Source organism: Candidatus Planktophila versatilis (assembly GCF_002288265.1).
GTDB lineage: Bacteria > Actinomycetota > Actinomycetes > Nanopelagicales > Nanopelagicaceae > Planktophila > Planktophila versatilis.
In genome coordinates, this window is sequence record NZ_CP016778.1 from 340,315 (window position 1) to 364,123 (window position 23,809).

The 23,809-nt window shown below is 49.7% G+C and carries 23 protein-coding genes and 1 tRNA gene; 15 read left to right on the top strand and 9 right to left on the bottom strand.

All coding sequences use genetic code 11. The features are described from left to right. Positions 1 to 3 precede the first annotated feature (3 nt). Positions 4 to 588, top strand: a complete 585-nt coding sequence (locus A1sIIB76_RS01755; RefSeq protein WP_095696832.1) for a M23 family metallopeptidase — start codon at positions 4 to 6, stop codon at positions 586 to 588. Between the two features lie 63 nt (positions 589 to 651). Here A1sIIB76_RS01755 and A1sIIB76_RS01760 read toward each other — a convergent pair whose 3' ends face one another. Beyond that, positions 652 to 855: a cold-shock protein gene (locus A1sIIB76_RS01760; RefSeq protein WP_017955223.1), complete on the bottom strand. Its 204-nt coding sequence runs from the start codon at positions 853 to 855 to the stop codon at positions 652 to 654. A gap of 325 nt (positions 856 to 1,180) precedes the next feature. Between A1sIIB76_RS01760 and A1sIIB76_RS01765 the strand changes: the two genes are divergently transcribed. After that, complete coding sequence (locus A1sIIB76_RS01765; protein WP_095674522.1) at positions 1,181 to 1,666, top strand: DUF3145 family protein; 486 nt, start codon at positions 1,181 to 1,183, stop codon at positions 1,664 to 1,666. A 7-nt stretch (positions 1,667 to 1,673) separates the two neighbouring features. After that, positions 1,674 to 2,432 carry an SIMPL domain-containing protein gene (locus A1sIIB76_RS01770; protein ID WP_095696833.1) on the top strand — a complete coding sequence of 253 codons (759 nt, stop codon included), beginning with the start codon at positions 1,674 to 1,676 and terminating at the stop codon, positions 2,430 to 2,432. Positions 2,433 to 2,435: 3 nt separating this feature from the next. Here the strand turns inward: A1sIIB76_RS01770 and A1sIIB76_RS01775 are convergent, their stop codons facing one another. The 8 genes from A1sIIB76_RS01775 to A1sIIB76_RS01810 form a co-directional block, all read right to left on the bottom strand. Further along, positions 2,436 to 3,824 (bottom strand): acyl-CoA carboxylase subunit beta, encoded by a 1,389-nt coding sequence (locus A1sIIB76_RS01775; protein ID WP_095696834.1) that lies wholly within the window; start codon positions 3,822 to 3,824, stop codon positions 2,436 to 2,438. A gap of 9 nt (positions 3,825 to 3,833) precedes the next feature. After that, complete coding sequence (gene fabF, locus A1sIIB76_RS01780; protein WP_095696835.1) at positions 3,834 to 5,072, bottom strand: beta-ketoacyl-ACP synthase II; 1,239 nt, start codon at positions 5,070 to 5,072, stop codon at positions 3,834 to 3,836. Positions 5,073 to 5,100: 28 nt separating this feature from the next. After that, complete coding sequence (locus tag A1sIIB76_RS01785) at positions 5,101 to 5,349, bottom strand: acyl carrier protein (RefSeq protein WP_095674526.1); 249 nt, start codon at positions 5,347 to 5,349, stop codon at positions 5,101 to 5,103. 105 nt (positions 5,350 to 5,454) lie between these two features. Next, entirely contained in the window at positions 5,455 to 6,483 is a 1,029-nt protein-coding gene (locus tag A1sIIB76_RS01790) for a beta-ketoacyl-ACP synthase III (RefSeq protein ID WP_095696836.1), read from the bottom strand. Further along, positions 6,483 to 7,391, bottom strand: coding sequence for an ACP S-malonyltransferase (locus A1sIIB76_RS01795; RefSeq protein WP_095696837.1), 909 nt, complete (start codon positions 7,389 to 7,391; stop codon positions 6,483 to 6,485). Before A1sIIB76_RS01795 ends, A1sIIB76_RS01790 begins: the two co-directional genes overlap by 1 nt. Positions 7,392 to 7,453: 62 nt before the next feature. Continuing rightward, a complete protein-coding gene (locus A1sIIB76_RS01800) occupies positions 7,454 to 8,305 on the bottom strand; it encodes an SGNH/GDSL hydrolase family protein (protein WP_095696838.1) in 852 nt (283 codons plus the stop codon). Position 8,306: 1 nt separating this feature from the next. Then, positions 8,307 to 9,473 carry a glycosyltransferase gene (locus tag A1sIIB76_RS01805; protein ID WP_095696839.1) on the bottom strand — a complete coding sequence of 389 codons (1,167 nt, stop codon included), beginning with the start codon at positions 9,471 to 9,473 and terminating at the stop codon, positions 8,307 to 8,309. Beyond that, positions 9,470 to 10,624, bottom strand: a complete 1,155-nt coding sequence (locus A1sIIB76_RS01810) for a glycosyltransferase family 4 protein (RefSeq protein WP_095696840.1) — start codon at positions 10,622 to 10,624, stop codon at positions 9,470 to 9,472. Before A1sIIB76_RS01810 ends, A1sIIB76_RS01805 begins: the two co-directional genes overlap by 4 nt. 139 nt (positions 10,625 to 10,763) lie before the next feature. On the opposite strand from A1sIIB76_RS01810, the gene A1sIIB76_RS01815 reads away from it, so the two are divergent. The 12 genes from A1sIIB76_RS01815 (at position 10,764) to A1sIIB76_RS01870 (ending at position 23,806) form a co-directional block, all read left to right on the top strand. Further along, complete coding sequence (locus A1sIIB76_RS01815) at positions 10,764 to 11,546, top strand: electron transfer flavoprotein subunit beta/FixA family protein (RefSeq protein ID WP_095696841.1); 783 nt, start codon at positions 10,764 to 10,766, stop codon at positions 11,544 to 11,546. Continuing rightward, positions 11,543 to 12,496 carry an electron transfer flavoprotein subunit alpha/FixB family protein gene (locus tag A1sIIB76_RS01820; protein ID WP_095674533.1) on the top strand — a complete coding sequence of 318 codons (954 nt, stop codon included), beginning with the start codon at positions 11,543 to 11,545 and terminating at the stop codon, positions 12,494 to 12,496. Before A1sIIB76_RS01815 ends, A1sIIB76_RS01820 begins: the two co-directional genes overlap by 4 nt. 27 nt (positions 12,497 to 12,523) lie before the next feature. Next, positions 12,524 to 13,666 carry a cysteine desulfurase family protein gene (locus A1sIIB76_RS01825; protein WP_095696842.1) on the top strand — a complete coding sequence of 381 codons (1,143 nt, stop codon included), beginning with the start codon at positions 12,524 to 12,526 and terminating at the stop codon, positions 13,664 to 13,666. After that, positions 13,663 to 14,736, top strand: coding sequence for a tRNA 2-thiouridine(34) synthase MnmA (gene mnmA / locus A1sIIB76_RS01830; RefSeq protein WP_095674535.1), 1,074 nt, complete (start codon positions 13,663 to 13,665; stop codon positions 14,734 to 14,736). The genes A1sIIB76_RS01825 and mnmA overlap by 4 nt, the downstream gene beginning before the upstream one ends. Further along, positions 14,733 to 16,754, top strand: coding sequence for an NAD-dependent DNA ligase LigA (gene ligA, locus A1sIIB76_RS01835; RefSeq protein WP_095696843.1), 2,022 nt, complete (start codon positions 14,733 to 14,735; stop codon positions 16,752 to 16,754). Before mnmA ends, ligA begins: the two co-directional genes overlap by 4 nt. Before the next feature lie 138 nt (positions 16,755 to 16,892). After that, positions 16,893 to 17,444: a nicotinate (nicotinamide) nucleotide adenylyltransferase gene (gene nadD / locus A1sIIB76_RS01840; RefSeq protein ID WP_095696844.1), complete on the top strand. Its 552-nt coding sequence runs from the start codon at positions 16,893 to 16,895 to the stop codon at positions 17,442 to 17,444. After that, positions 17,431 to 17,805, top strand: coding sequence for a ribosome silencing factor (gene rsfS / locus A1sIIB76_RS01845; RefSeq protein ID WP_095684472.1), 375 nt, complete (start codon positions 17,431 to 17,433; stop codon positions 17,803 to 17,805). Before nadD ends, rsfS begins: the two co-directional genes overlap by 14 nt. Continuing rightward, entirely contained in the window at positions 17,798 to 18,457 is a 660-nt protein-coding gene (locus tag A1sIIB76_RS01850) for a histidine phosphatase family protein (protein WP_095696845.1), read from the top strand. The genes rsfS and A1sIIB76_RS01850 overlap by 8 nt, the downstream gene beginning before the upstream one ends. Before the next feature lie 23 nt (positions 18,458 to 18,480). Next, positions 18,481 to 18,553 (top strand) — tRNA-Ala (locus A1sIIB76_RS01855). A 1-nt stretch (position 18,554) separates the two neighbouring features. After that, positions 18,555 to 21,026, top strand: coding sequence for a leucine--tRNA ligase (leuS, locus tag A1sIIB76_RS01860; RefSeq protein ID WP_095696846.1), 2,472 nt, complete (start codon positions 18,555 to 18,557; stop codon positions 21,024 to 21,026). Between the two features lie 57 nt (positions 21,027 to 21,083). Beyond that, positions 21,084 to 21,689, top strand: a complete 606-nt coding sequence (locus A1sIIB76_RS01865) for a ComEA family DNA-binding protein (RefSeq protein ID WP_095696847.1) — start codon at positions 21,084 to 21,086, stop codon at positions 21,687 to 21,689. 77 nt (positions 21,690 to 21,766) lie between these two features. Then, the gene (locus A1sIIB76_RS01870; protein WP_223298783.1) at positions 21,767 to 23,806 is read left to right on the top strand and encodes a ComEC/Rec2 family competence protein; all 2,040 of its coding nucleotides are present in this window, start codon (positions 21,767 to 21,769) and stop codon (positions 23,804 to 23,806) included. Positions 23,807 to 23,809: the final 3 nt, after the last annotated feature.

A 23,809-nucleotide genomic window follows, 5' to 3' on the forward strand; every position in this document is an offset into this window, starting at 1 on the left:
CACATGCTTAAGAAAACTCTTGTTGTGCTCTTACTTCTTAGCGCTACGCCTTCAGCACATGCGGCGCCTGTATATGTTTTTCCGGTAGCAAATTGCGAAGTGAACTATGCACGAGCACATCATGACTATGCCGCGACAGATATTTTGGCAAAGGCGGGCTGCAAATTCGTGGCACCTATTAACGGCGTTGTTGATGAAGTTAATCGGGTAGATACCTGGCGGAGTCCACCTAATCTAGGAATCACACGAGGTGGTTTATCTGTGTCAATTATTGGTGAAGATGGTGTTCGTTACTACGGTTCACATCTGCGATCCATTCCGCTTAGCATTCAGCCCGGCGTTGCAGTTACCGCAGGTCGCATCCTCGGAGCAATTGGAGCTACCGGAAGTGCGCGCGGAACATCGCCACATCTTCACTTTGGAATTTCCTGGCCAACACCGCCAGATACGTGGTGGGTGCGTCGTGGAGAAGTTCTACCGTGGAAGTATTTAGATGCCTGGAAGAACGGTAATGATTTATCTCCCGCAAAAGCTGTTGCTGCAATGAAAGCTAAAGTTGGCGAGATACCACCGGAGCCTAAGAAGTAATTATTTTTGGGAAAAAAATAAGGCCCGTACGATTTCTCGCACGGGCCTTACTTATAAGTGAATTTAGTTAGCGTTCACTGCATCTGCCTGAGGACCCTTAGGACCCTGGACAACCTCGAATGACACTGACTGACCCTCTTCAAGGGACTTGTAACCGTTTCCTTGGATTGCTGAGTAGTGAACGAAAACATCTTGTCCGCCACCATCAACTGCAATGAAACCGAAACCCTTTTCAGAGTTGAACCACTTAACTGTACCTGTTGCCATATTTTTTACTATTCCTTCGATATGTGTAGGTGTTCGAGAATTCCTCGACCACCAGTCTTCGTCTTGCGTTCAGCCATACCGAGTAAAGAAGTAAATCTAACAACGGGTACTGATTAAAGCGTCCGACTAGGGAAAAGCGTACCGGCAATACATGGGTATTCCTATTCCGTAAACAGCTCATACCAACCCAGATCACGCTCAAAAAATGGCTGGGGATTCACAAAGTCAGTCAAAAGTTGTATAAATGAGGTACTCAACTACCAAAGAGTAAGCGTTTGTGGATCGGGGAAGGTCGCACAAGGCAGCCTTGGTAGGAGTTTTTCATATGCACGACAAACGCTATGCCGGATTGATTACCATCCACTCGGCGCCATCACCCCTGCGCCAACATATTGAGTGGGGGTTGAATGCAATTCTTGGCATCACACACGAATACTCATGGCGTGATCAACCACTAGCAACCGGCACCTTGCGCACCATCATTGAATATCGCGCTCCACTTGGAACTGCGGCAAAAATTGCAACAGCGCTCAAGAACTGGCATTACCTGCGTTTTGAAGTGCAAGAATTTTGTAGCCAAGGCGCTGAGTTCTTTCGCTTCACCCCAGAGCTAGGTATTCATCGCGCCTTCACCGATGGAACTGGTTCGATACTTATTTGTGAAAATGTTATCCGTAAGTCTCTTGCCAGCTTTGATGATGTAGAAATTCGTGAGAATTTAGAGGCAGCACTCGGAAGTGCATGGGATTTAGCACTCGAGCCAATGCGCGGGGTAGATCTACAGGAAGTTCACAGACTCAGAGCTATATAATTAATTTATGACTTCACAAGCACCCATGACTTCCATCGAACGTCGCCGATCAATTCTCTATATTGCAATTGCGCTCATTCTTGCAATTGCCGTCGGCGGGGGACTTGTTAAAGTCGGTGCCGGTTTTGCAGCACGCAGTGCAAATGGCATCACAGTCACTGGCTCTGCTAAGACATCTGCTACCGCCGATAATGCTGTCTGGACACTCAATGTTTCACTTACTCGTCCAACTGTTTCTGAGGCAGTGACCAAGGTGGGTAATGATGTCGCAGCGGTCAGCAAATACCTCACAGATGGTGGAGTTCCGGCCAGCGCACTCACACTTGGCTCAGTCTCAACCTATGCCAATGAAGAGTATGCAAATGGAAATAACACCGGAAAGATTCTTAACTACCGCGCCTCCCGTGATGTTGTTGTTCGCTCGAAAGATGTTGATCTCATCGCTAAGTTAGCTCAAGGCATTGGCACAATTCTGCAAGCCGGAGTAGCGGTCAATAATTACGGACCGCAGTACTACCTCTCTACTCTCCCGGCATTGCGCCCTCAGCTATTAGAAGAAGCGATGAAAGATGCCAAGATCCGCGCGCAAGCAATTACCAAAGCGGTTGGTGGAAAAGTTGGTGCGGTGCAAGCTGTGCGCTCTGGTGTATTTCAGGTGACAACGCCGGATTCAACGATGACCCAAGATACTGGGGCATATGACACATCAAGTATTGAAAAGACTGTGACATCTACCGTCTCAGTTACCTTCGACGTTAAGAAGTAGCCCTTAGAGCGGAATGTTGCCGTGAGATCCACGGCGATATTCACTTTCACCTAAAACTTTAGCAATCGCACTGCGTGTCTTATCAGGCTCAATCATTTCATCGACCGCCCCTATTTCAATGGCGCGGGCAACACCGCCAGATACCTTCTCGTGTTCGGCGGCAAGTTCAAGTTCCATACCTTCGCGTTGTGCTTCCGGTAGATCTGCCAATAATCTGCGGTGCAGCACGCGCACAGCAGCAACTGCGCCCATCACCGAAACTTCAGCCTGCGGCCAAGCAAATACTCGAGTGGCACCCAGTGACTTTGAATTCATGGCAACGAAAGCTCCGCCATAGGCCTTGCGGGTAATGACAGTGACTCGTGGAACAACTGATTCAGCAAATGCATGCAGCAACTTGGCGCCACGTCGTACGGCACCTTCCCACTCTTGACCGATACCAGGCAAGAAGCCAGTGACATCTGCAATCACAATCAGCGGAATACCGAAGGCATCACAGGTGCGCACAAAACGGGCCGCTTTCTCTCCTGCTGCCGAATCAAGCACGCCACCAATTACTTGTGGGTTATTTGCAATCACACCCACTGTGCGTCCACCTAGCCTGCCAAGAACAGTTGTCATGTTCTGTGCCCACATATCAAGTAGCTCTAGCTTTTCGCCATCAGTGTCTAAAATCGCATCAACCAGCGGATGAACTTCATAGACGCGCTTTTTTGATTCAGGTACTAAGTGAGCAAGTGGCACATCTGCCACAGTTGGCGACATCAGACCTTGATTAGAAAAGAGTGAGACTAAATCTTGAATCTCACTAAAGGCAATATCTTCTGTAGGGGCAATAACGTGAGCAACGCCAGAGTTCTTGCTGTGTGCCTCCGGGCCACCGAGTAGCGCCATATCCACAACATCGCCGGTAACAGATTTAACGACATCGGGACCGGTAACGAAGATGCGACCTTCTGGCGCCAGGACAACAACATCTGTCAGCGCTGGACCATAAGCACCGCCACCTGCTGTGGGGCCAACGACTAGAGATAACTGCGGGATGCGACCACTTGCTGTGACCATCGATTGAAAAACTTCACCGAATGCATTTAAGGATGCAACGCCGTCACTAAGCCGGGCTCCACCTGAATGCCAGATTCCGATAACGGGAACTTGGGCGCCCATCGCTGCGCGATATGCCTGCACAATAACTTGCGAACCTTCAATGCCCAGTGCGCCACCTTTAATGGTGGGATCGGAGGCAAAGACAACAACTTTATTTCCTTTTACTAACCCGGTCGCTGCAACCATTCCGCAATCTGTGCGCGGTAGCAGAAATTCAAATGCGCCGTCATCAGTAAGTCTGGCAATGCGAGCCTCAGGATCTAGCGAAGTGACTGGGGGTGTCATGGTTCTAGATTAGAGCGATTTGAATGCAAGCACCACGTTGTGGCCGCCAAAACCGAAAGAATCATTGAGCGCTGCGATATCTCCGGCCGGAAGGGCGCGAGGCGTGTCGCGCACAACATCGACTGTCACAGCTGGATCTAAGTTCTCGATATTAATTGTTGGGGGAGCAAGGCGTTCTTGCAGTGCTTTGACGATAAATACAGATTCAATTGCGCCAGCGCCACCCAGTAAGTGGCCAGTCATTGATTTTGTTGCAGAAACTGCAACGTGGTCAGCATCGGCACCTAACGCTTTGCGAAGAGCATTTGCTTCGGCCACATCTCCTGCCGGAGTAGATGTTGCGTGAGCGTTTAAGTGAACAATATCTTTTGTAGAAAGCCCAGAGTTAGCTAGCGCAAATTTAATTGCGCGCTGTACTCCGCCACCATCAGGATCAGGTGCGGCAATGTGATAACCATCGGATGTCAGCCCTTGTCCGGCAATCTCGCAATAAATCTTTGCCCCGCGTGCTTTAGCGCATTCGTATTCCTCAAGAATAAGTACGCCGCCGCCTTCACCGAGTACAAAGCCATCTCGATCAATGTCATAGGGGCGAGATGCTGCAGCTGGATTGTCATTACGTGTGGAGAGCGCTTTCATCTGCCCAAAGGCAGCCATGGGTAGTTGATGAATAGCAGCTTCAACGCCACCAGCGACAATAATGTCGGCGCGATTACTTTTAATCATTTCGAAGGCGTACCCAATTGCTTCGGCACCTGATGCGCACGCACTCACAGGAGTGTGTACGCCAGCCTTTGCTTGAAGTTCAAGACCAACATTTGCCGCCGGCCCATTGGGCATCAACATCGGAACAGTGTGTGGGCTCACCGCGCGCGCACCTTTTTCTTTGAAGATATCAAATTGATCAAGGAGGGTGATGACGCCACCAATGCCTGAGGCAATCACAACACCAAGACGTTCCTTATCGATGTCATCCGGTGAGCCAGCATCTTTCCAGGCTTCCCGGGATGCGATCAGAGCAAATTGTTCGGATCGATCAAGGCGACGCATTTCAACGCGCTCCATCTGATCTGCCGGTTCGGTCACAACGCGCGCCGCAAAGTGCACAGGTAGGAGTTCTCGCCAATCTTCAGTGAGAAGTCGAACACCACTCTGGCCGGCTAAAAGCGCCTTCCAGGTTGTGGCAACATCGCCACCGATTGGAGTTGTTACTCCAAGGCCGGTGACGACTACGCGACGTTGTGACATAGAGCTATAAATTCTTTACCTAAGCTACTTACGCTGCAGCGTTAACGATGAAGTTAACTGCGTCGCCCACTGTTGCAAGCTCAGTTACCTTCTCATCAGGAATCTTCACACCGAAGCGCTCTTCGCAGGCAACGACAACTTCAACCATGCTCAGTGAGTCAACTTCTAGGTCATCTGTGAAGCTCTTGTTAAGTTCGATTGATGCAGCTGGAATACCCGCTACTTCTTCAACGATCTCTTTAATTCCTGCAAGTACATCTGCTGGTGAAAGCGCCATTATTTTTCCTTTACTTAAGTGAACCTACGTATCGGGGACAGGTGAGCAATTGTCTATGAAAAAGGGCTCTACTTCCCAGTAAATCGGTAAATATTTGGGAAAAAATTATGGTTTTGGGGGTAATTCAACGACTTGGCCCGCATAAACGAGACCTGCGCCATAGCCAATGAGCAACGCCAGTTTTCCATGTAGCTCTGGGTGTTGATCAAGGAGAATGTCCATCGCAAGTGGAATAGAGGCCGCTGATGTATTTCCATTGACGCGAACATCATCTGCAATGACAACTGAATCGGGCATGCCCATCTCTTTCGCCATCGTTTCAATGATGCGCATATTTGCTTGATGCGGAATAAATGCAGCAATGTCATTCACGGTAAGTCCGGCCGCCTCCATAGCTTTCACCGCCGCTTTGCTCATGGAAAAAACTGCCCATCGATAAACTTTCTGACCTTCTTGGGAAATATTCGGCCACTTACTTCCAGCCTTTGTTAATTGTGTTTCGACATCGCGCACATCAATCCAGGAAGGATTCATCTGGATTGCATCACGGTTATCAGCATCAGAACCCCACTCAACTGGGCCAATGCCAGCTTCGCGTGATTGACCAATGACAACAGCGCCGGCACCATCGGCAAAGATAAATGCCGTTGCCCGATCATCAGGATCTGTGAAATCTGAAATTTTCTCCGCGCCCACTACCAGCACAGTCTTGGAAGTTCCGGCCTTGATAAAATCGTGCGCCATGGAGATGCCGTAGGAAAAGCCAGCACACGCGGCATTGATATCAAAGGCAGCTGCTGTGGGATGGCCGAGTCGTTGCAAGATGGCTGTTGCGGCAGAGGGCATTTGAAAAGGAAAAGTGACAGTGGCAACGATGAGAGTATCAATATCGCTAATACTTAATTTTGCTTTAGCCAGTGCATCTTCCACAGCCCATGTTGCCATATCAAGCACAGATTCTGAATCATCTGCAAAGCGGCGGGATTCAATACCTGTGCGCTGCTGAATCCATTCATCACTTGATTCAATGCGGTCAACAATTTCAGAGTTAGGCACCAACCGCTTTGGTCGATAGGAGCCAACGGAAAGTATTCTGCTCTCACTGCCTGACTTTGAAGCAATCACCTTAGACATTACTTGCCTCCGTGTTGAGCAATGAATTCATGTGCTGATTCTAAGTCTGCCGCAGATTTCAGAGCGAACTGCGCAATACTCGGAGTTGCGCGCTTGATGAGGCCTACCAGCGTGCCGGCCGGAGCAAGCTCAATCACGCCAGTAACACCTTGGGCTACGAGTGATTGCATACACAAATCCCAGCGCACCGGATTAGCAATCTGATTGACGATGCGATCCAGTGTTTCGCGGCCGCTGCTCACAACGCCACCATCTTTATTAGAAAGCAGTGCAACGGCCGGGTCACTGACCTTCATCGTTGCTGCAAGTTCTCGCATTGGTGCTACCGCTGGCTGCATATAAGAGGTGTGAAATGCGCCAGCAACTGCCAGTGGTCGAACGCGAGCACCATCAGGTGCCAATTGCGCAAGAGCATCGAGATCACCGGCTGCAACTATTTGTCCACCGCCATTGTCATTTGCCGCAACTAGTCCTAAATCCGTGATTGCGCGCAGCACAACCTCGCGCTCTCCGCCGAGTACTGCAGCCATTCCGGCAGGAGTGACACTGGCGGCCTTCGCCATTTCAATGCCACGAGCGCGTACTAATTTCATTGCATCAAGTGGAGTAATCACACCCGCAACAACTGCGGCCGTTATTTCGCCAACAGAGTGGCCTGCTACGCAAGCGAATTTTCCATCTGCGCTAAGTGCGCGAGCGGCAAGCAAGCCTGCAGCAACAATTAGTGGTTGTGCATTGGCAGTTTCTTTGATTTCTTCGGCATCGGCTGTTGTACCAAGGTGAATCAGATCTAAATCAATGGCATCAGACCACTGCTGTAAAAGCTCTTTCGCATCTTTATCTTCTAGCCACGATGTGAGCATTCCCGGAGTTTGCGAACCTTGACCGGGAGCAATGATGGCGAGCACACACTTAATATAGTAGAAGAGTGCGGCGGAAGTCCGCGCTTACCTGCCGGTAGCGAGAAGTTCTAGGAAACTCGCTCATCTTCGAGCATAGGTATTGCGACATCTTGCTTCTTGTTAAAGTCTGGGAAGTACACATCTGCTGGCTCTGCCGCACTTTTGTTTCGCACCATATGAATGAGCTCTGTAATTGAAAGAATCAATAGCGCTGGCAGTAAATCTACGCTGCGCTTAAGAAACCAGGGTGTGCCATTTTTTAGCATCCATTTAATGGAATCTTTCCGATTTCGATTGTTGATTGGATCAATAACAATCTCGTCAATATGAAAACCACGTTGGCGAAGTAGATGTGCAAATTCTTGGGCGATGAACTGATGCCCATGCTTACTTGGGTGCATCCGATCCACATGCCACTTATCGCGCTCGTATATTCCTTTCAGTGAGCGAGTCTCGAGCAAGATGGCGCTGTATTTGCGAGCTAACTTACGAGTCACATGATTGACAGCAGATACTCGACGACGACACACACGAGCAACCAGGTATGGCATCGGAACAATCTCGGTTGGATCATGGAGTTCAAGGAGCATAACCTGCGCTCCGCTTTCCACAATGTCTTTGAGGGTAGCGGTGAGGTTTTCTTCAAATACTTTAGGCGAGAAACCATTGCGCAATAGGTCATTGCCACCGACGATAACGCCGACAAGTTCTGGCTCGTGAATCAAAACTTTTGGAAGTTGCTCAAAGCGAACTTCTTTCGAGCGCGCACCGGGACGAGAAACATTGAGGTATGCCAATGGTTCGTTAAACGCTTTGACTAGGTGATAGCCCCAACCGTAGTAATTACCGAATGAATCAGAGTCACCCACACCCGATCCTGCGCTATCTCCCACAATTGCGAAGGTGATTGGCTTTTCCATCTTAGGCCGCACTTTTATTTGTTGGGCGATGTGCAACTGGTGTAAATGCCGGGGCGTCACCCAGTCGACCTAAACGCATAATTGTCTCTGACCATGGGAACTGTTCAGCTTGGGTGCGACAGCGATCTGAGAGCGTGGCATCTTCAGTAATTTCATCGAGCAAGATTTGAACAGCATCGGCAAATGCGCGTCCGTTATTTGCAGCGGTCAGTCCGACAAAGTCGCCATTGTGATCTACAAGAAATTCACCGACCGCACTTGTCTCTGATGCAACTACGGGTGTTCCACTTGCCAGTGATTCGAGTGCTGCCAGGCAGAAGGTTTCAATCGGACCTGGTGCAAGTGAGATATCTGCGGATGCAATCATTTGGGCAAGTAAGTTCTTATTTGCCACATAACCCCAGAAGGTCACCGGGATATCGCGCGATGAGTCATATAACTTCTTATGTAGTGGACCGCTACCGATATAGACAAGGCGGGCGTTAATTCCACGATCTAGGAGCTCGCGCAAGGTTTCTAGTGAACGCTCTGGTTTCTTCTCCGGGGAGAGACGACCACAGTGAACTAGCAGAACATCCCCACCCTTAATCATCTTGGTGCGAAGTTCTTCATTGCGTAGTGACGGCGAGAAAGTCTGGAGATCCACACCGAGTGGAACCCGAACGACGTTCGTGGTTCCAATCTCATCAAATTCAGCTGCCGCAAAGTTTGTAGTGGTAACCACAAAATCAAAACGTGAAGCCAGCCGAGTGTTATGCCAGCTGACAAATCTCTTCATGGGTACGCCCAAGTAATTCTTGACCAGACCACGCAAAGTTTCGTGACTAAATACGATTGCCGGAATGTTGCGATCAGCGGCCCACTTACCAAGGCAGGAGAGCGTGAAGCGATCAGAGACTTCAATGCGATCTGGCTTAAGTGAGTTAAGAATTGTTTTGACGCGATAGGTGGAGCGAATAACGCGATAGCCACCGCTAAAGGGAATCTGCCATGAAGGAAGTGAGATGCAGGCACCGTGAGTTGTTTCTTCACGTCCAAACTTCTTTCCCGGAACGACATAGATAAATTCGTGGCCTTCGGCTGTGTAGCCGCTACCAAGGTTATGCAGTGTGGTCTTGATGCCACCTGATTTAGGTCCGTAGAAGTTAGCAATATGAATGATTCTCATGCGACTAGTTCACCCTTTCTCGCAACTTGGGCAATCGTCTGGCGGTAGTAATCAATTAATTGGGCATTGATGTAATCCCAGGTGCGATGCTCCACTGAACGACGGGCAGCTACCTGCATCAGATCAAAAGCGCTGTGACTACGAAGCGTTGATACCGCTTCTAGTAGCGCGTATGAATCAGCGGTATCAATAAGCAGGCCAGTAATGCCATGATCGATTAAGTCAACCGGACCACCAGTATCAGGGCCAATCACTGGAACACCTGCTGCAAGTGCCTCTTGGATTGCTTGGCAGAAAGTTTCATGCTTGCCGGTGTGAACGAAAATATCAAATGAGGCAACGTAGCGACCAAGTTCAGTACCAGATTGATATCCAACAAAACGTGCATTAGGTAGCTCGCGCTTCAGCCTCGCTTCGGCTGGGCCGCCACCAACAATAACAAGCTGAATATCAGGTTGGCGATCAAGGATGGCAAGATCATCGATACGTTTTTCATTGGCAAGGCGGCCGACGTAGCCAACAATTAACTTGCCGCTATCTTTTCCGCGAATATTTTCGCGCAGAGATTCATCGCGGCGAGTAGGATCAAATTTCACTAGATCCACACCACGCTTCCAAATCTCAACGTTCTTCACGCCAGTTGATTCAAGATCGCGCCGAGCCCACTTTGATGGTGCCAGGGTGAGATCTGTTGTTTGATGAATACGCGCTACCCACTTCTTCAAAGTGTTGTGGGCGATTGTTAAACCGTAGTGACGAGCAAAGCCCGCGATATCTGTTTGATAGACCGAGACCGTTGGAATTCCGTTCTTCTTGGCAAAGCGGGCAACGTAATGTCCTAAGAAGATAGGGGATGCCAGGTGAATGACATCGGGAGCGAAACCTTCAAGGTATGGCTCCAGATATTTGCGTGGAACGCCCATTGGAATAAGCTTTTTCATCGCAATGCTTGGCACATGTTTAATCTTGTAATCTAGATAGGAAGTAGGTGCGCCTTCACTCTCCGGTGCGATGATCAGAACTTCGTGACCTTGCACTTTGCAATATTCGAGTAAGCGCAGGACTGAGTTGGTGACGCCATTGACCTGTGGCAAAAATGCCTCAGTCACCACTGCAATACGCAGTGTGCGCGTGCTATTGATCTCAATCATGTAAGAATCATGTGAGGCTCACACATCTAGATTTTCCCCTACGGGTTACATGTCTCTGAATAGAAGGTGAACCGTTGGTTGAGAGTTTTGCGCTCATTCACCCTTCCGAAAGCGACTACTGACCGGTAACATCTGCCCCATGAAGATTGCCGTCTGCATCAAACAGGTGCCTGATTCCTGGGCCGAGAAGAAGATGGTCAACGGCGTACTCGACCGCGAGAGCGTTGATGCAGTCCTTAATGACCTTGATGAGTATGCAGTGGAAGAAGCACTTCGTATTGTTGAAGCACATGGTGGCAATGAAGAAGGTGGTGCGCACACCGTGACCTTGATTTCTATGGGACCAGAGCGGGCAACGGATGCACTTCGCAAAGGCCTTTCCATGGGGGCAAACGATGCAATCTTGGTAACAGATGCTGCGTTGGCAGCAGCCGATGCGCTCTCAACCTCGCGCGTATTAGCTCAAGTAATTGGTGATGGCGGATATGACATTGTCATCTGTGGCACCGAATCAACTGATGCTCGCATGAGCGTGGTGCCGGCGATGATCAGCGCTCGCCTTGGTTGGGCGCAACTGACATTTGCCTCAAAGGTAGTTGTTGATCCGGGCGGAAAAGTTTCCATCACGCGCGTGACAGAGGCTGGCGTTGATGAAATCAGTGCCGCTTTTCCAGTAGTAATTAGCGTGGTTGAGAAGATTAATGAACCGCGTTATCCATCCTTTAAAGGAATCATGGCGGCGAAGAAGAAGACGATTGAACATAAAGATTTAGCAGCAGTGGGAGTCAGCGCCCAAAGTGGTTGGTCACAAGTTATAGATGCCACACCACGTCCGGCTCGCGCAGCGGGTGTGAAGGTTAATGATGAAGGTGGCGCCGGTGATGCGCTGGTTAGCTTCTTGGCAGAGAAGAAGTTGATATGAGCACAGTATTTATTCTTGCTGATTTCTCAGGTGAAAAAGCAAGTAAGACAACAGCAGAGATTGCAACAGCTGCGGCCCGTATTGGCACTGTCACAGCAATAGTTCTAGCTGGCGCCGGGAAAGGTGCGGCACTTGCAGCAACTGTGAATCAAGGACCGATTAGTGAGATTATCGTGATTGAATCTGATGATTTCACATCCCATGGTGTTGCAGCATCTGCCGATGCACTAGCAAATCTTATTAAAGAGAAGTCTCCAGCTGCAGTTCTCATTGCATCGCATGCATTCGGTAAAGAGATGGCTGGGCGCGTGGCAGTGCTCTGTGATTCTGGGATTATTACCGATGCCATTGATATTGCAAGTGATGGCAGTGCCACACAATCAGTCTTTGGTGGATCAACCACGGTGCATTCACAAGTTTCACATGGCACACCAATTATTACGGTTCGCCCCAATAGCATCGATGCCGATTTCACATCGTGCGCACCTGCTATTACAAATGCAACTGCCACAATTAGCGCCGATGCAAAGAAAGCAACGGTTTCATCTACTCAACCTCCGGTAAAGGGTGGTCGACCAGAGTTAACCGAAGCCAACATTGTTGTCTCAGGTGGACGTGGAACAGATGGCAACTTCACGGCCGTTGAATCATTTGCAGATTCATTGGGCGCAGCAGTAGGTGCATCACGCGCTGCAACCGATGCTGGTTGGTATCCACATTCACATCAGGTGGGACAGACCGGAAAGACAGTAAGCCCGCAGCTCTATGTTGCCTGCGGAATTTCTGGCGCAATTCAACACCGCGCCGGAATGCAGACTTCTAAGACAATCGTGGTGGTCAATAAAGATCCAGAAGCGCCCATCTTTGATATCGCAGATTTTGGTGTAGTCGGAGACTTGTTTAACGTGCTACCTAAGGCCACCGAAGGCGTGGTTGCTCGAAAAGGATAAGTAGGCCAGACGAACTAGAATGCTCCCATGAGCGTCTATCTCGATCACGCGGCCACTACGCCGATGTGTGAATCGGCAATTGGCGCCATGAATACCGCGCTTCGCAAATTAGGTAATCCTTCATCACTTCATACGCAAGGTCGTTCTACTCGCAAAGATGTGGAAGATGCGCGCGAGCAGATTGCACGTGCTGTGCACTGCCAACCCAGTGAAGTGATCTTTACCGGTTCTGGCACAGAGGCAAATAACGCAGCAATTAAAGGTCTCTTCTGGAATTCTCCGAAGAAAGTCATTGTTATCTCCAGCATCGAACATCATGCCGTTCTAGATCCGGCGCTCTGGCTCGTTGAACATGAAGGCGCCGAACTGATTCAGATTCCAGTGACAACCGATGGCATTATTGATCTTGAATTCTTGCGCGCACTTGTTGCCGCGCGCGGATTAGAGATTGCACTGATCTCTGTGATGCATAGCAATAACGAGACCGGGGTTATGCAACCGATAGCTGAAGTAGTAAATGTGGCCGGAAGTATTCCGGTGCATACCGATGCCGTGCAGAGTTTTTCTAAGGTGCCTCTTTCTTATAAGGAACTCGGCCTCTATGCCATGACAATTAGTGGCCACAAAGTTGGTGGCCCACTCGGAATTGGTGCGCTGATCTTGCGCCGGGCAGTTGAGATTCCAGCACTTCTTCATGGTGGGGGACAAGAGCGCGATATTCGAAGTGGAACCCTAAATGCGCCATCGATTGTGGCACTTGCTGCCGCAATTGCGGCAGGTGTTTATGATGCATCGGCGGTAGCAAAATTACGTACTGACTTTGAAGAAGGTGTCTTACGTGCTCGCCCTGATGCTGTAATTAATGGCCAAGGTGCACCGCGCTTACCTGGAATTTCAAATATTACTTTTCCTGGAACACAGAGTGATTCACTGTTGTTGCTGATGGATTCAGAGAAAGTCTCCTGTTCCACCGGCGCTGCCTGCACCGCAGGTGTTCATAGACCTAGCCATGTATTAATGGCGATGGGCCTTACCGATGTCCTCTCGCAATCTTCGCTGCGTTTCTCATTTGGTGCCACTAATACCCAAGCAGATGTTGATTATGCGCTCTCGGTCTTGCCCACTGTCATTGAACGTGGACTTGCGGCAAACGCGGTAGGTAAGAAATGAAGATTATTGCCGCCATGAGCGGAGGCGTTGATTCTGCAGTTGCGGCAGCTCGCGCAGTAGAGGCCGGACATGAAGTTATCGGTGTGCACTTAGCTCTTTCTTCTAACCCGCAGAAATATCGAAGCGGTGCGCGCGGTTGCTGCACGATTGAAGATTCACATGATGCGCGCAGGGCTGCCGATGTCATCGGCATTCCTTTTTATATTTGGGATATGGCCGATGAATTCCATGATGAAGTAGTTGAAAACTTCATGAGTGAATATGCCGCAGGGCGCACACCTAACCCTTGTCTGCGCTGTAATGAAAAGATTAAGTTTGCCGCCGTGCTAGATCGCGCAAAAGCGATGGGCTTTGATGGTGTTGTTACTGGCCACTATGCGCGCACGCGCGAGAGCGATGCTGGGCGCACGCTACATCGCGCCGTAGATCCTTTGAAGGATCAGTCCTACGTTCTGGCAGTACTTAATCGCGAACAAATTGATGGTGCTATTTTTCCATTGGGTGATACTGAAAAAGTTGATATCCGGATTGAAGCCGAAAAGCGCGGGTTAGCCGTAGCGCAGAAACCAGATAGCCACGATATTTGCTTTGTGCCATCGGGAGATAACGCAGGTTGGTTACGTGATCGACTCGGTAGTGAAGTGGGGCCGATTGTTGATCAAGATGGAATGAAAATCGGTGAACATAACGGTGCCTACACCTACACCATCGGACAACGTAAAGGTCTGGGTCTCTCGGTTGCCGCCCCTGATGGTTCTCCACGCTTTGTCTTAAAGATTGAGCCTGTGACAAATACGGTTGTCGTCGGTGCGCGCGAAGATTTGGCTGTGAGTTCAATGCGAGGTGAGAGACCTATCTTCTGTGGTCCAGCGGTAGGAGCTGCGCCCACACGCGGCTTTGTTCAGGTGCGCGCACATGGCGCAGCACTTGATTGCACCTATTACTTAGATGGAGCGCACCTGGTTGCAGAACTAGATGAACCTCTTCTTGGACTAGCTACAGGGCAAGCAATGGTTATCTACGATGGCGATCGCGTCGTGGGGTCGGCCACAATCTGCGAGACCGCATGAGCACACAGGCGCGACATCGCATCACTGAATTAACGCAAGAGATCCGTGATCACCAATTTAAATATTACGTACTAGATGCGCCCACCATTACCGATGCCCAATTCGATGCCCTGCTCAAAGAGCTAGCAGCACTGGAAGCAAAGCACCCAGAATTACTTGAACCAGATTCCCCATCGCTGGGTGTGGGCGGGGGATTTTCCACCACATTTGATCAACACGATCACATCGAAAAGATGATGAGTTTAGATAATGTTTTTGATGACGCTGAGTTAGATACCTGGTTTGAACGGGTTGAAAAAGAATCTGCAGTCGGTGCTTTCTTATGTGAACTTAAAGTAGATGGCCTGGCAATTAATTTGCTCTATGAAAACGGACAGCTCACCCGCGCACTTACGCGTGGTAACGGAACTACCGGTGAAGATGTCACTTTGAATGTGAAAACGATTAAGGGCCTGCCACATACTTTGTCCGGCAACAACATTCCAGTACTGATAGAGGTGCGCGGTGAAGTTTTCTTACCGGTTGCCGCCTTTAACCAACTCAATGAAGAACTAGAAGAAGCAGGTAAGCCACTCTTTGCTAACCCTCGTAACTGCGCTGCCGGTTCACTGCGCCAGAAAGATCCAAGAATTACAGCATCTCGTGCGCTAGATGTTGTGGTGCACGGTATTGGTGCACGTGAAGGGATTTCATTTGATTCACAATCTGATGCTTATGCAAAGCTCAAAGCCCTAGGTCTTCCCACATCTGCTCGCTTTAAGGTGTGTAAGAGTCGAGCAGAAGTTCTGGCATTTATTGAAAACTACAACCTGCACCGCCACGATGTAGAGCACGAGATTGATGGCGTTGTGATCAAAGTAGATTCGTTGGCAGAGCAAGAAAAACTAGGTTTCACATCCCGCGCTCCAAAGTGGGCGATTGCCTATAAATATCCACCGGAAGAAGTAACTACCAAGTTACTGGATATCAGAGTCAGTGTGGGTCGCACTGGGCGCGTAACTCCATTCGCATTTATGGAGCCAGTCAAAGTCGCCGGATCTACGGTCACTAATGCAACTCTGCACAATCAAGAAGAAATCGAACGCAAGGGCGTTTTAATTGGCGATGTTGTCATCATTCGCAAAGCGGGCGATGTCATCCCAGAAGTCTTGGGTCCAGTTCGAGATAAGCGCACGGGGAGTGAGAAAGCATTTGTGATGCCGACTCACTGTCCTGAGTGCGCCTCTGAACTGCGCGCGATTACTGAAGGCGATGTGGATATTAGATGCCCAAATACTAGAAGTTGCCCCGCGCAATTACGCGAACGTATTTACTACATCGGCTCGCGCGCAGCACTAGATATCGATGTGCTGGGCTATGAAGCAGCTGTTGCACTGCTGACTGATTCGATTATTACTGATGAAGCCGACATCTTTAACTTGAGTGAGAAGTCGCTGATGAAATCTCAGTTCTTTCTTAAAAAAGATGGCACAGCCGGAAAGAATTTAGAAAAGCTATTGGCAGCGTTAGAAGAAGCAAAGAGCAGACCGCTCTGGCGCACACTTGTGGCACTTTCGATTCGCCATGTTGGGCCCACCGCGGCGCAAGCCTTAGCCACGAATTTTGGAAGCATGGATGCCATTGCGAAGGCTTCGGTGACAGAACTTGCCGACATCGATGGCGTGGGTGAGGTCATTGCGCAATCGGTTATTGAGTGGTTTGAAATTGATTGGCATCGCAACATCATTACCCAATGGACAAAGGCTGGGGTGGCGATGGTCAACGCCAAGGGCGCGGATCGCCCGCAAACCTTGGGCGGACTCACCATTGTCGTAACCGGCGGGCTAGCGAATTTCACGCGCGATTCCATTGCCGAGACAATCACCGCACATGGTGGAAAGCCATCGTCGTCAGTATCTGCAAAGACTGACTATGTATTAGTCGGCGCCGACCCAGGTTCTAAGCTGGCAAAAGCGCAAGAGTTAGGCGTCAAGATCATCGATGAAGCGCGCTTTTTAGAACTTCTTGCAGGTAAGTAGTAATCTTCATCCCATGTTAAGACTTAGTGAAGAAGCGACCCGGGTACTTCCAATGCCTCCTTACGCATTTGGACTTGTTGCATTTGGGATTTTCGGCTTCCTTCTCTACATCACTCTTCGCTTAGATAAGTAACGCCCTTGCGAGTAGGGCTATACGGCGGCACCTTTGACCCGATTCATAACGGGCACGTTCACGTCATTGAACAATTAATTGGGCGCAATATTGTTGATCGCCTGCTCGTTGTGCCAGCCGGACAACCGCGACTTCGCGAACATGAACCGAAGGCAACCGGGGCTGAGCGCCGGCAGATGTGTCAGTTAGCAGTTAATTCTTTAGCACCAGAAATTAAAAGCAAGGTGGAAGTTAATCCGATTGAAGTATTGCGCGAGGGCCCGAGCTACACCATTGATACCGTGGAAGCAGTTGCCCAGACCTACCCAACAGATTCCATCTTTGTCGTCGTGGGCACCGATGCCTATACCAATATCGATCACTGGCATCGCGCTACTGAGCTCAAAAAAATGGTTGAGTTCGTTGTGATTGATCGCCCAAATTTTCCTGGCACGCCTAACCTTGATGTCGATGCCATTGCCGTGTCGGCAACCCAGATCCGCGAACACCATTCTGATGAAGTACCCGCAGCAGTTGCTGCATATATAAAGGAGCACAATCTCTATGCCAGCAAGTAAAGCCTGCGTTGAACGCACCCAAATTGCCGCTCGCGCTGCTGCCGATAAATTCGGAACCGAACTTGTCGCCCTCGATCTTTCGGAGCAATCAGTATTAAGTGAAGTCTTTCTGATTGTCACTGCCACCAATACCAAGATGGTTGATTCGATCGCCGATGAGGTGGAAGAGAAGTTACGTCTTGCTGGTGATAAGCCACTACGGCGTGAGGGCACCGCGGAATGGATTTTGCTTGATTACTCAGATCTCGTTGTGCACATTCAGTCCAGTGAGCTTCGTCGCTACTACATGCTCGATCGGTTGTGGAATGACTGCCCCAAGATTGAGTTAGAAGTGGTCAAAGAAGAGGTTGCACGTGGGTAACCAGATAATTCTCTGGCGTCATGGCCAAACCGATTGGAACGTTGCAAATAAGTTTCAGGGACATACTGATATTGCCTTAAATGCAGTGGGTCAGTTTCAAGCACAGCATGCAGCGCCGATGTTGGCAGCTATTGCCCCGACCATGATTATCGCCAGTGATTTAGTGCGAGCACAGAGCACCGCGCACGAACTAGTAAAACTCACCGGACTTGAAGTATTAACTGATGCACGTTTGCGCGAAACCAATTGCGGAAATTGGGAAGGACTGACCGGTGATGAAATACGCAAGGTAGATCTTGATAATTTACGGCAATGGTCGATGGGCGGAGATAACCCAGCCGGTGGAATTGGCGAACGTCGCAGTGAAGTAGGAGCACGTGGTGTGGCAGCGATTAACGCAGCACTCGCTGGCAAAGATAATCAAAGACTTGTTGTTGCAACACATGGTGGAACAGCGCGCACAATCATTGGCACCTATCTTGACCTTCCCATTCCATTCTGGTCACGCATCGGCGGACTCTCCAATGCGCAATGGTCGATTCTGGAAGAATCACCAAAAGGTTGGCTTTTGGTTGAACATAACGCTGGATCTATTCCAGAGCCTGTTATGGGTGAAGAATCCGGCGGAGTTATCCCGGATTCAGTGCGGTAAAGTTCGCACTCCTGAACGACAACGGGGATATGGCGCAATTGGTAGCGCGCTTCCATGGCATGGAAGAGGTTAGGGGTTCGATTCCCCTTATCTCCACGTGAGTACTGAACGCGAACACGCGGCCTACGATTTTGCATACGTGCAAGAGAAGTGGCTTCCCATCTGGGACACACTCCAATCATTTAAATCTGGTCGAAAAGAAGATACGCGTCCTAAGAAATATGTCTTGGATATGTTTCCTTATCCATCAGGTGATCTCCATATGGGCCATGCCGAGGCATACGCACTTGGCGATGTAATTGCTCGTTACTGGATTCAAAAAGGATTTAACGTCATGCACCCGATTGGTTGGGATGCATTTGGACTTCCGGCAGAAAATGCGGCAATCAAACGTAATGAAGATCCACGTATTTGGACTTATGAAAACATCGCAACGCAGAAAGCCTCTATGCGTCGCTATGCCTGTTCTTTTGATTGGGATCGCGTCTTTAATACCTGTGACCCTGAGTACTACAAGTGGAACCAATGGCTCTTTACCAAATTACATGAACGTGGCTTGGCCTATCGCAAAGACTCTGCCGTTAACTGGTGTCCTGGATGTCAGACGGTTCTTGCCAATGAGCAGGTAGTAGCAGGGCTCTGCGAGCGTTGTGATACCGCAGTAACCAAGAAGAAATTGAATCAGTGGTATTTCAAGATTACTGACTATGCCGATCGCTTACTCGATGACATGTCTGAGTTAGAAGGCAAATGGCCTGAGAAAGTTCTGATGATGCAGCGCAATTGGATTGGCCGCTCACAGGGTGCCAATGTGCAATTCGTTATTGAAGGCCGCACCGAACCAGTAACTATCTACACCACCCGCCCCGATACGTTATATGGCGCAACCTTTATGGTCGTTGCTGCAGATTCAGCGTTAGCCGCCGAACTTGCTAGTGGCACACCGGTAGAAAAAGAGTTCACCTCTTACTTAGAGAAGATCAAGGCCGCATCCGACATTGATCGCCTAGCCACCGACAGACCTAAATCTGGTGTTGATCTCAAGCGCTTTGCAATCAACCCAGTAAATGGAGAAAAACTGCCAATCTGGGCATCAGATTATGTTTTAGCTGATTACGGCACCGGCGCCATCATGGCGGTTCCGGCTCACGATCAGCGTGACCTTGATTTTGCAAAAGCAATGAAGTTACCCGTGCGGGTTGTCGTTGATACTGGTGAAGAAGATCCAAGTGAGACCGGAATTGCCACAACTGGTGATGGAAAAATTGTTAACTCAGGCGCACTTAATGGTCTTTCCAAGACAGATGCAATTGCCGCAATTAATAAGCAGTTAGAAGCTGATGGTCTTGGTAAGAGTGCGCGTAATTATCGCTTGCGCGATTGGCTTGTTTCGCGCCAGCGCTATTGGGGCACACCTATTCCGATCGTGCACTGCGAAAAGTGTGGCGAAGTAGCTGTGCCAGATTCAGAGCTTCCATTGCTCTTGCCTGATGCAAAAGGGTTAGATTTAAAGCCAAAGGGTCAATCACCACTTGCTGCGGCAACTGAGTGGGTCAATACCAAGTGTCCTAAGTGTGCGGGTCCTGCCATGCGCGACACCGACACCATGGATACTTTCGTGGATTCCTCTTGGTATTACCTGCGTTATCCATCATCTACTAATGCAACTGAACCATTTAACCGCGCAGATATCGAAACCTGGCTACCGGTGGATCAATATGTCGGCGGTGTCACCCACGCCATCTTGCACCTGCTCTACTCCCGCTTTTTCACCAAAGTACTTTTTGATATGAAGATGCTCTCTTTTACTGAGCCCTTCACACGCCTACTGAACCAAGGAATGGTGGTCATGGATGGCTCTGCGATGTCGAAATCGCGCGGCAACCTCGTGCGCTTATCTGATGAACTAGAAAACCATGGCGTCGATGCCATCCGCTTATCAATGGTCTTTTCTGGTCCACCAGAAGATGATGTTGATTGGTCTGATGTCTCACCATCAGGCTCGGTTAAGTTCTTAAGCCGTGCCTGGCGTTTATCAGGAGATGTCACCTCAGCTCCCGGAGTTGATTTCACAACCGGTGAAATTAGTCTTCGTAAAGCAACACATAAAGCGCTCAACGATGCGGCCTTTGCAGTTGAATCATTTAGATTTAACGTAGCTGTTGCTCGTGTGATGGAGCTAGTGAATGCAACGCGTAAGGCAATTGATTCCGGATGTGGACCGGCAGATCCTGCGGTGCGCGAGGCAACAGAGGCAATTGCCATCATGCTCTCACTCGTGGCTCCCTTTACGGCAGAGGAAATGTGGGAGCGACTAGGCCATAAGCCAGCAATAGCAACTGCCGGATGGCCAGTAGTTGACCCAGCGCTATTGGTCGATGATGAAGTAGAGGCAGTTATTCAAATCAACGGCAAGATTGTTGATCGGATGAAGGTTTCACCAACAATTGCTGATGCTGATTTTGAGGCTGCCGCGCTTGCCTTGCCTTCAGTTGTGGCGGCGCTAGCGGGTGCCACGCCTAAGAAAGTGATTGCTCGCGCACCGAAATTGGTCAACATCGTTCTGTAATCAACAGCTACACCCGATTCACCATTTTCCTACTTGGAACTAGACCACCATTTGCGGATGGAAAATCAATATCTTGAGAAGGCACATAACTGGTGGAGTGATCTCCACTATTCATCAACACAAAAAAGAGCGCTAGCAGTCGTTGCACTGCTGGTTCTACTTATCTCTGGCCTCTTTGTTGCCCGCGGAGCTTCGCAAGAAGTAGTTGCCGCACCTGTTGCACTTGAAGTGCAAGAAATTACTCAGGAAATCATCGTCGATGTTGCCGGGGCGGTGATAACTCCCGGTGTGTATTCACTGCCGATTAACTCACGCGTTGTGGAGGCAATCAAGGCTGCTGGAGGGCTGAAGAAGGGCGCTGACACTTCAGATATCAATCAAGCTCGCATCCTTAAAGATGGTGAGCAGATTTATGTATTTGCCGCAACAACATCTTCAGGTGGTGTGGCAAAGCGAGTAGTGCGCAAGAACGGACCGGTGATGATTAATCGGGCGACGGTGAAAGAGTTTGAAGCACTCGATGGAATAGGGCCAGTGCTTGCAAATCGCATCGTGGCCTATCGAAAGATCAATGGTCCATTTACAGCAATTGAAGATGTGATGAAGGTTTCCGGAATTGGAGCGGGAACATTCGCAAAGTTCAAAGAGAAGCTGCGCGTCTAATTGATAGCCGCGCCCTTGCACTAGGGGGCGCGGTGTGGGTGGGGGCGCTGGCGCAGAGTTGGAGTCCAACCTGGGTAGTGGCAGCTATTGCTGTCATTGCCGCAGTTGTTTTATTCAACAAGCGGCGTTTGGCAGTTCTGCTGATTGCCATTGTGCTTGGCGCAACGATTATGTCGATAAGAATTGCCGCCCTTGATTCCAGTGCGATTAACCAATTTCGGGGCGCGATTACATCTGTTGAACTACAGGTAACGACAGACCCTAATCGAGTGGTCCCAAAAGTATTTGGTAGCTCCTTTGCACCTATCACTTATTCATTTATGGGCCAAGCGCTTCGAGTTGATGACAGATATTCAATGCGCATCCCGGTTCGCGTGATTGTTTCCAATAAAAGCGCGGAAACTTTGTTGCCGGGTCAGAAGATTCGGGTGCAGGCTAAAGTGTTGGAGAGTAAAGAGGGACGAGTTGCAGCTCTACTGATTGTTAAGCAACGCGTTGAAGTACTCACTCAACCCTCGCGCTGGGCGAGGGGTCTGGCACATATTCGTTTGGGTCTGCGTAGTGCAACTGGCGGCCAAGATGCCGGCGCGCTCATTCCCGGGATGGTCATTGGCGATACCAGTAAGCAGAGCGTTGAGTTTAAGAACCAGATGCGCAGATCTGGACTCACCCATCTGGTGGCTGTCAGTGGCGCCAACTTCGCTATCGTTTCAGCCTTCGTCTTGTGGGGAATGCAATTTGTTTTCCGCAAAGTTAATTATCGCCTGATTGCAACGGCGATAGCGCTGGCTGCATTTATCGCACTGGTGCGCCCATCACCTTCTGTTCTGCGCGCCGCTGCCATGGCGGCGGTCTTACTTGTTGCCTTTGGCACCAGACAAGGGCGAGATCCGCTACCGGCGTTGGGCTTTGCGATCGCAGCTGTAGTGATTTTAGATCCCTTTCAGGCACGCGATGCGGGTTTTGCTCTCTCTGTTTTAGCAACTGCTGGGTTATTACTTCTTGCACCAAAGATAAAACCGAAGTTCTTAGCACCCCCCATTGCAGCGATGGCTTTTTGTGCTCCAGTCATTGTGGCTTTATCTGGATACATCGGCCCCATGAGCATCATTGCTAATGTCTTCGCTGCACCCGCCGTTGCTCCCATCACCATTGTTGGTTTTATTGCAGCACTTGTTTCACCTTTTGCGCCGTGGCTTTCGCATCTTCTTATTTTGTGCGTGAAGCCACTTGCGATCTGGATTGTCTGGGTTGCACAGTGGAGCGCTGCTTTTCCAGTCTTTACCTTAAAGACCGGACTTTATGGATTCCTCATTGTGGCCGTTCTCATTCTTGCTATCTATCTCGGTCGAGCGAAGGTCGCAATCGCGCTACTGATTGTTGTTATTACCTTTTCCTGGGCGCAGCGATTTCCAGCAGGGGATTGGCAGATTGCCAACTGCGATATTGGCCAGGGTGATGCGATGGTGATTAATTTGAAGCACCACCGTGCGATTGTCATTGATGTGGGCCCTGATCCGCAGTTAATAGATAGGTGCCTTCGCCAGCTGGGAGTTAGGGAAATTCCACTCTTGATATTGACGCATATCCACGCGGATCATGTGGGGGGATTAGCGGGTGCGGGAAAGAATAGAAAGATTGGAACAACTTGGTATGGGGATGTATTTGCTGGCACCCGAGCCACAATTGAAGATGTGAAGATAGAGGTGAAGTGGCCTGATCGCGCGGGTGAATACACGCCAAATAACTCCAGTATTGCAGTGCTCTTTACTTCACCAAATTTCACACTCTTCGCCGCCGGTGATATCGAACCGCCGGTGCAGAGCCAATTGGTTTCACGGATTGGGGAAGTAGATATCTATAAAGTGGCCCATCATGGCTCTAGATTCCAGGATTTAGATTTAATGCGAGAACTCTCACCACAGGTTGCAGTCATCAGCGTGGGCGCAACTAATACCTATGGACATCCGGCACCTGCCACCATCTCGGCCTTGACGCAGTTAGGCGCTAAGGTATTGCGTACGGATATTGATGGGGCAGTGGCAATCAAAGCAACGAACCATCAATTTTCACTACAACGCAGCAAGCGCTGGTTTAGATTCTTCTCATGGAGCTAGGAG

Bases quoted from the DNA above. Each gene is read 5' to 3' on its own strand.
- A1sIIB76_RS01825 (WP_095696842.1), top strand. From the start codon at position 12,524: ATGAGCGTCTATCTCGATCACGCGGCCACTACGCCGATGTGTGAATCG.
- A1sIIB76_RS01770 (WP_095696833.1), top strand. From the start codon at position 1,674: ATGACTTCACAAGCACCCATGACTTCCATCGAACGTCGCCGATCAATT.
- A1sIIB76_RS01820 (WP_095674533.1), top strand. From the start codon at position 11,543: ATGAGCACAGTATTTATTCTTGCTGATTTCTCAGGTGAAAAAGCAAGT.
- A1sIIB76_RS01805 (WP_095696839.1), bottom strand. From the start codon at position 9,473: ATGAGAATCATTCATATTGCTAACTTCTACGGACCTAAATCAGGTGGC.
- A1sIIB76_RS01765 (WP_095674522.1), top strand. From the start codon at position 1,181: ATGCACGACAAACGCTATGCCGGATTGATTACCATCCACTCGGCGCCA.
- A1sIIB76_RS01865 (WP_095696847.1), top strand. From the start codon at position 21,084: ATGGAAAATCAATATCTTGAGAAGGCACATAACTGGTGGAGTGATCTC.
- A1sIIB76_RS01790 (WP_095696836.1), bottom strand. From the start codon at position 6,483: ATGTCTAAGGTGATTGCTTCAAAGTCAGGCAGTGAGAGCAGAATACTT.
- A1sIIB76_RS01785 (WP_095674526.1), bottom strand. From the start codon at position 5,349: ATGGCGCTTTCACCAGCAGATGTACTTGCAGGAATTAAAGAGATCGTT.
- ligA (WP_095696843.1), top strand. From the start codon at position 14,733: ATGAGCACACAGGCGCGACATCGCATCACTGAATTAACGCAAGAGATC.
- A1sIIB76_RS01810 (WP_095696840.1), bottom strand. From the start codon at position 10,624: ATGATTGAGATCAATAGCACGCGCACACTGCGTATTGCAGTGGTGACT.
- rsfS (WP_095684472.1), top strand. From the start codon at position 17,431: ATGCCAGCAAGTAAAGCCTGCGTTGAACGCACCCAAATTGCCGCTCGC.
- A1sIIB76_RS01815 (WP_095696841.1), top strand. From the start codon at position 10,764: ATGAAGATTGCCGTCTGCATCAAACAGGTGCCTGATTCCTGGGCCGAG.
- fabF (WP_095696835.1), bottom strand. From the start codon at position 5,072: ATGTCACAACGTCGCGTAGTCGTCACCGGCCTTGGAGTAACAACTCCA.
- A1sIIB76_RS01775 (WP_095696834.1), bottom strand. From the start codon at position 3,824: ATGACACCCCCAGTCACTTCGCTAGATCCTGAGGCTCGCATTGCCAGA.
- A1sIIB76_RS01755 (WP_095696832.1), top strand. From the start codon at position 4: ATGCTTAAGAAAACTCTTGTTGTGCTCTTACTTCTTAGCGCTACGCCT.
- A1sIIB76_RS01800 (WP_095696838.1), bottom strand. From the start codon at position 8,305: ATGGAAAAGCCAATCACCTTCGCAATTGTGGGAGATAGCGCAGGATCG.
- A1sIIB76_RS01760 (WP_017955223.1), bottom strand. From the start codon at position 855: ATGGCAACAGGTACAGTTAAGTGGTTCAACTCTGAAAAGGGTTTCGGT.
- mnmA (WP_095674535.1), top strand. From the start codon at position 13,663: ATGAAGATTATTGCCGCCATGAGCGGAGGCGTTGATTCTGCAGTTGCG.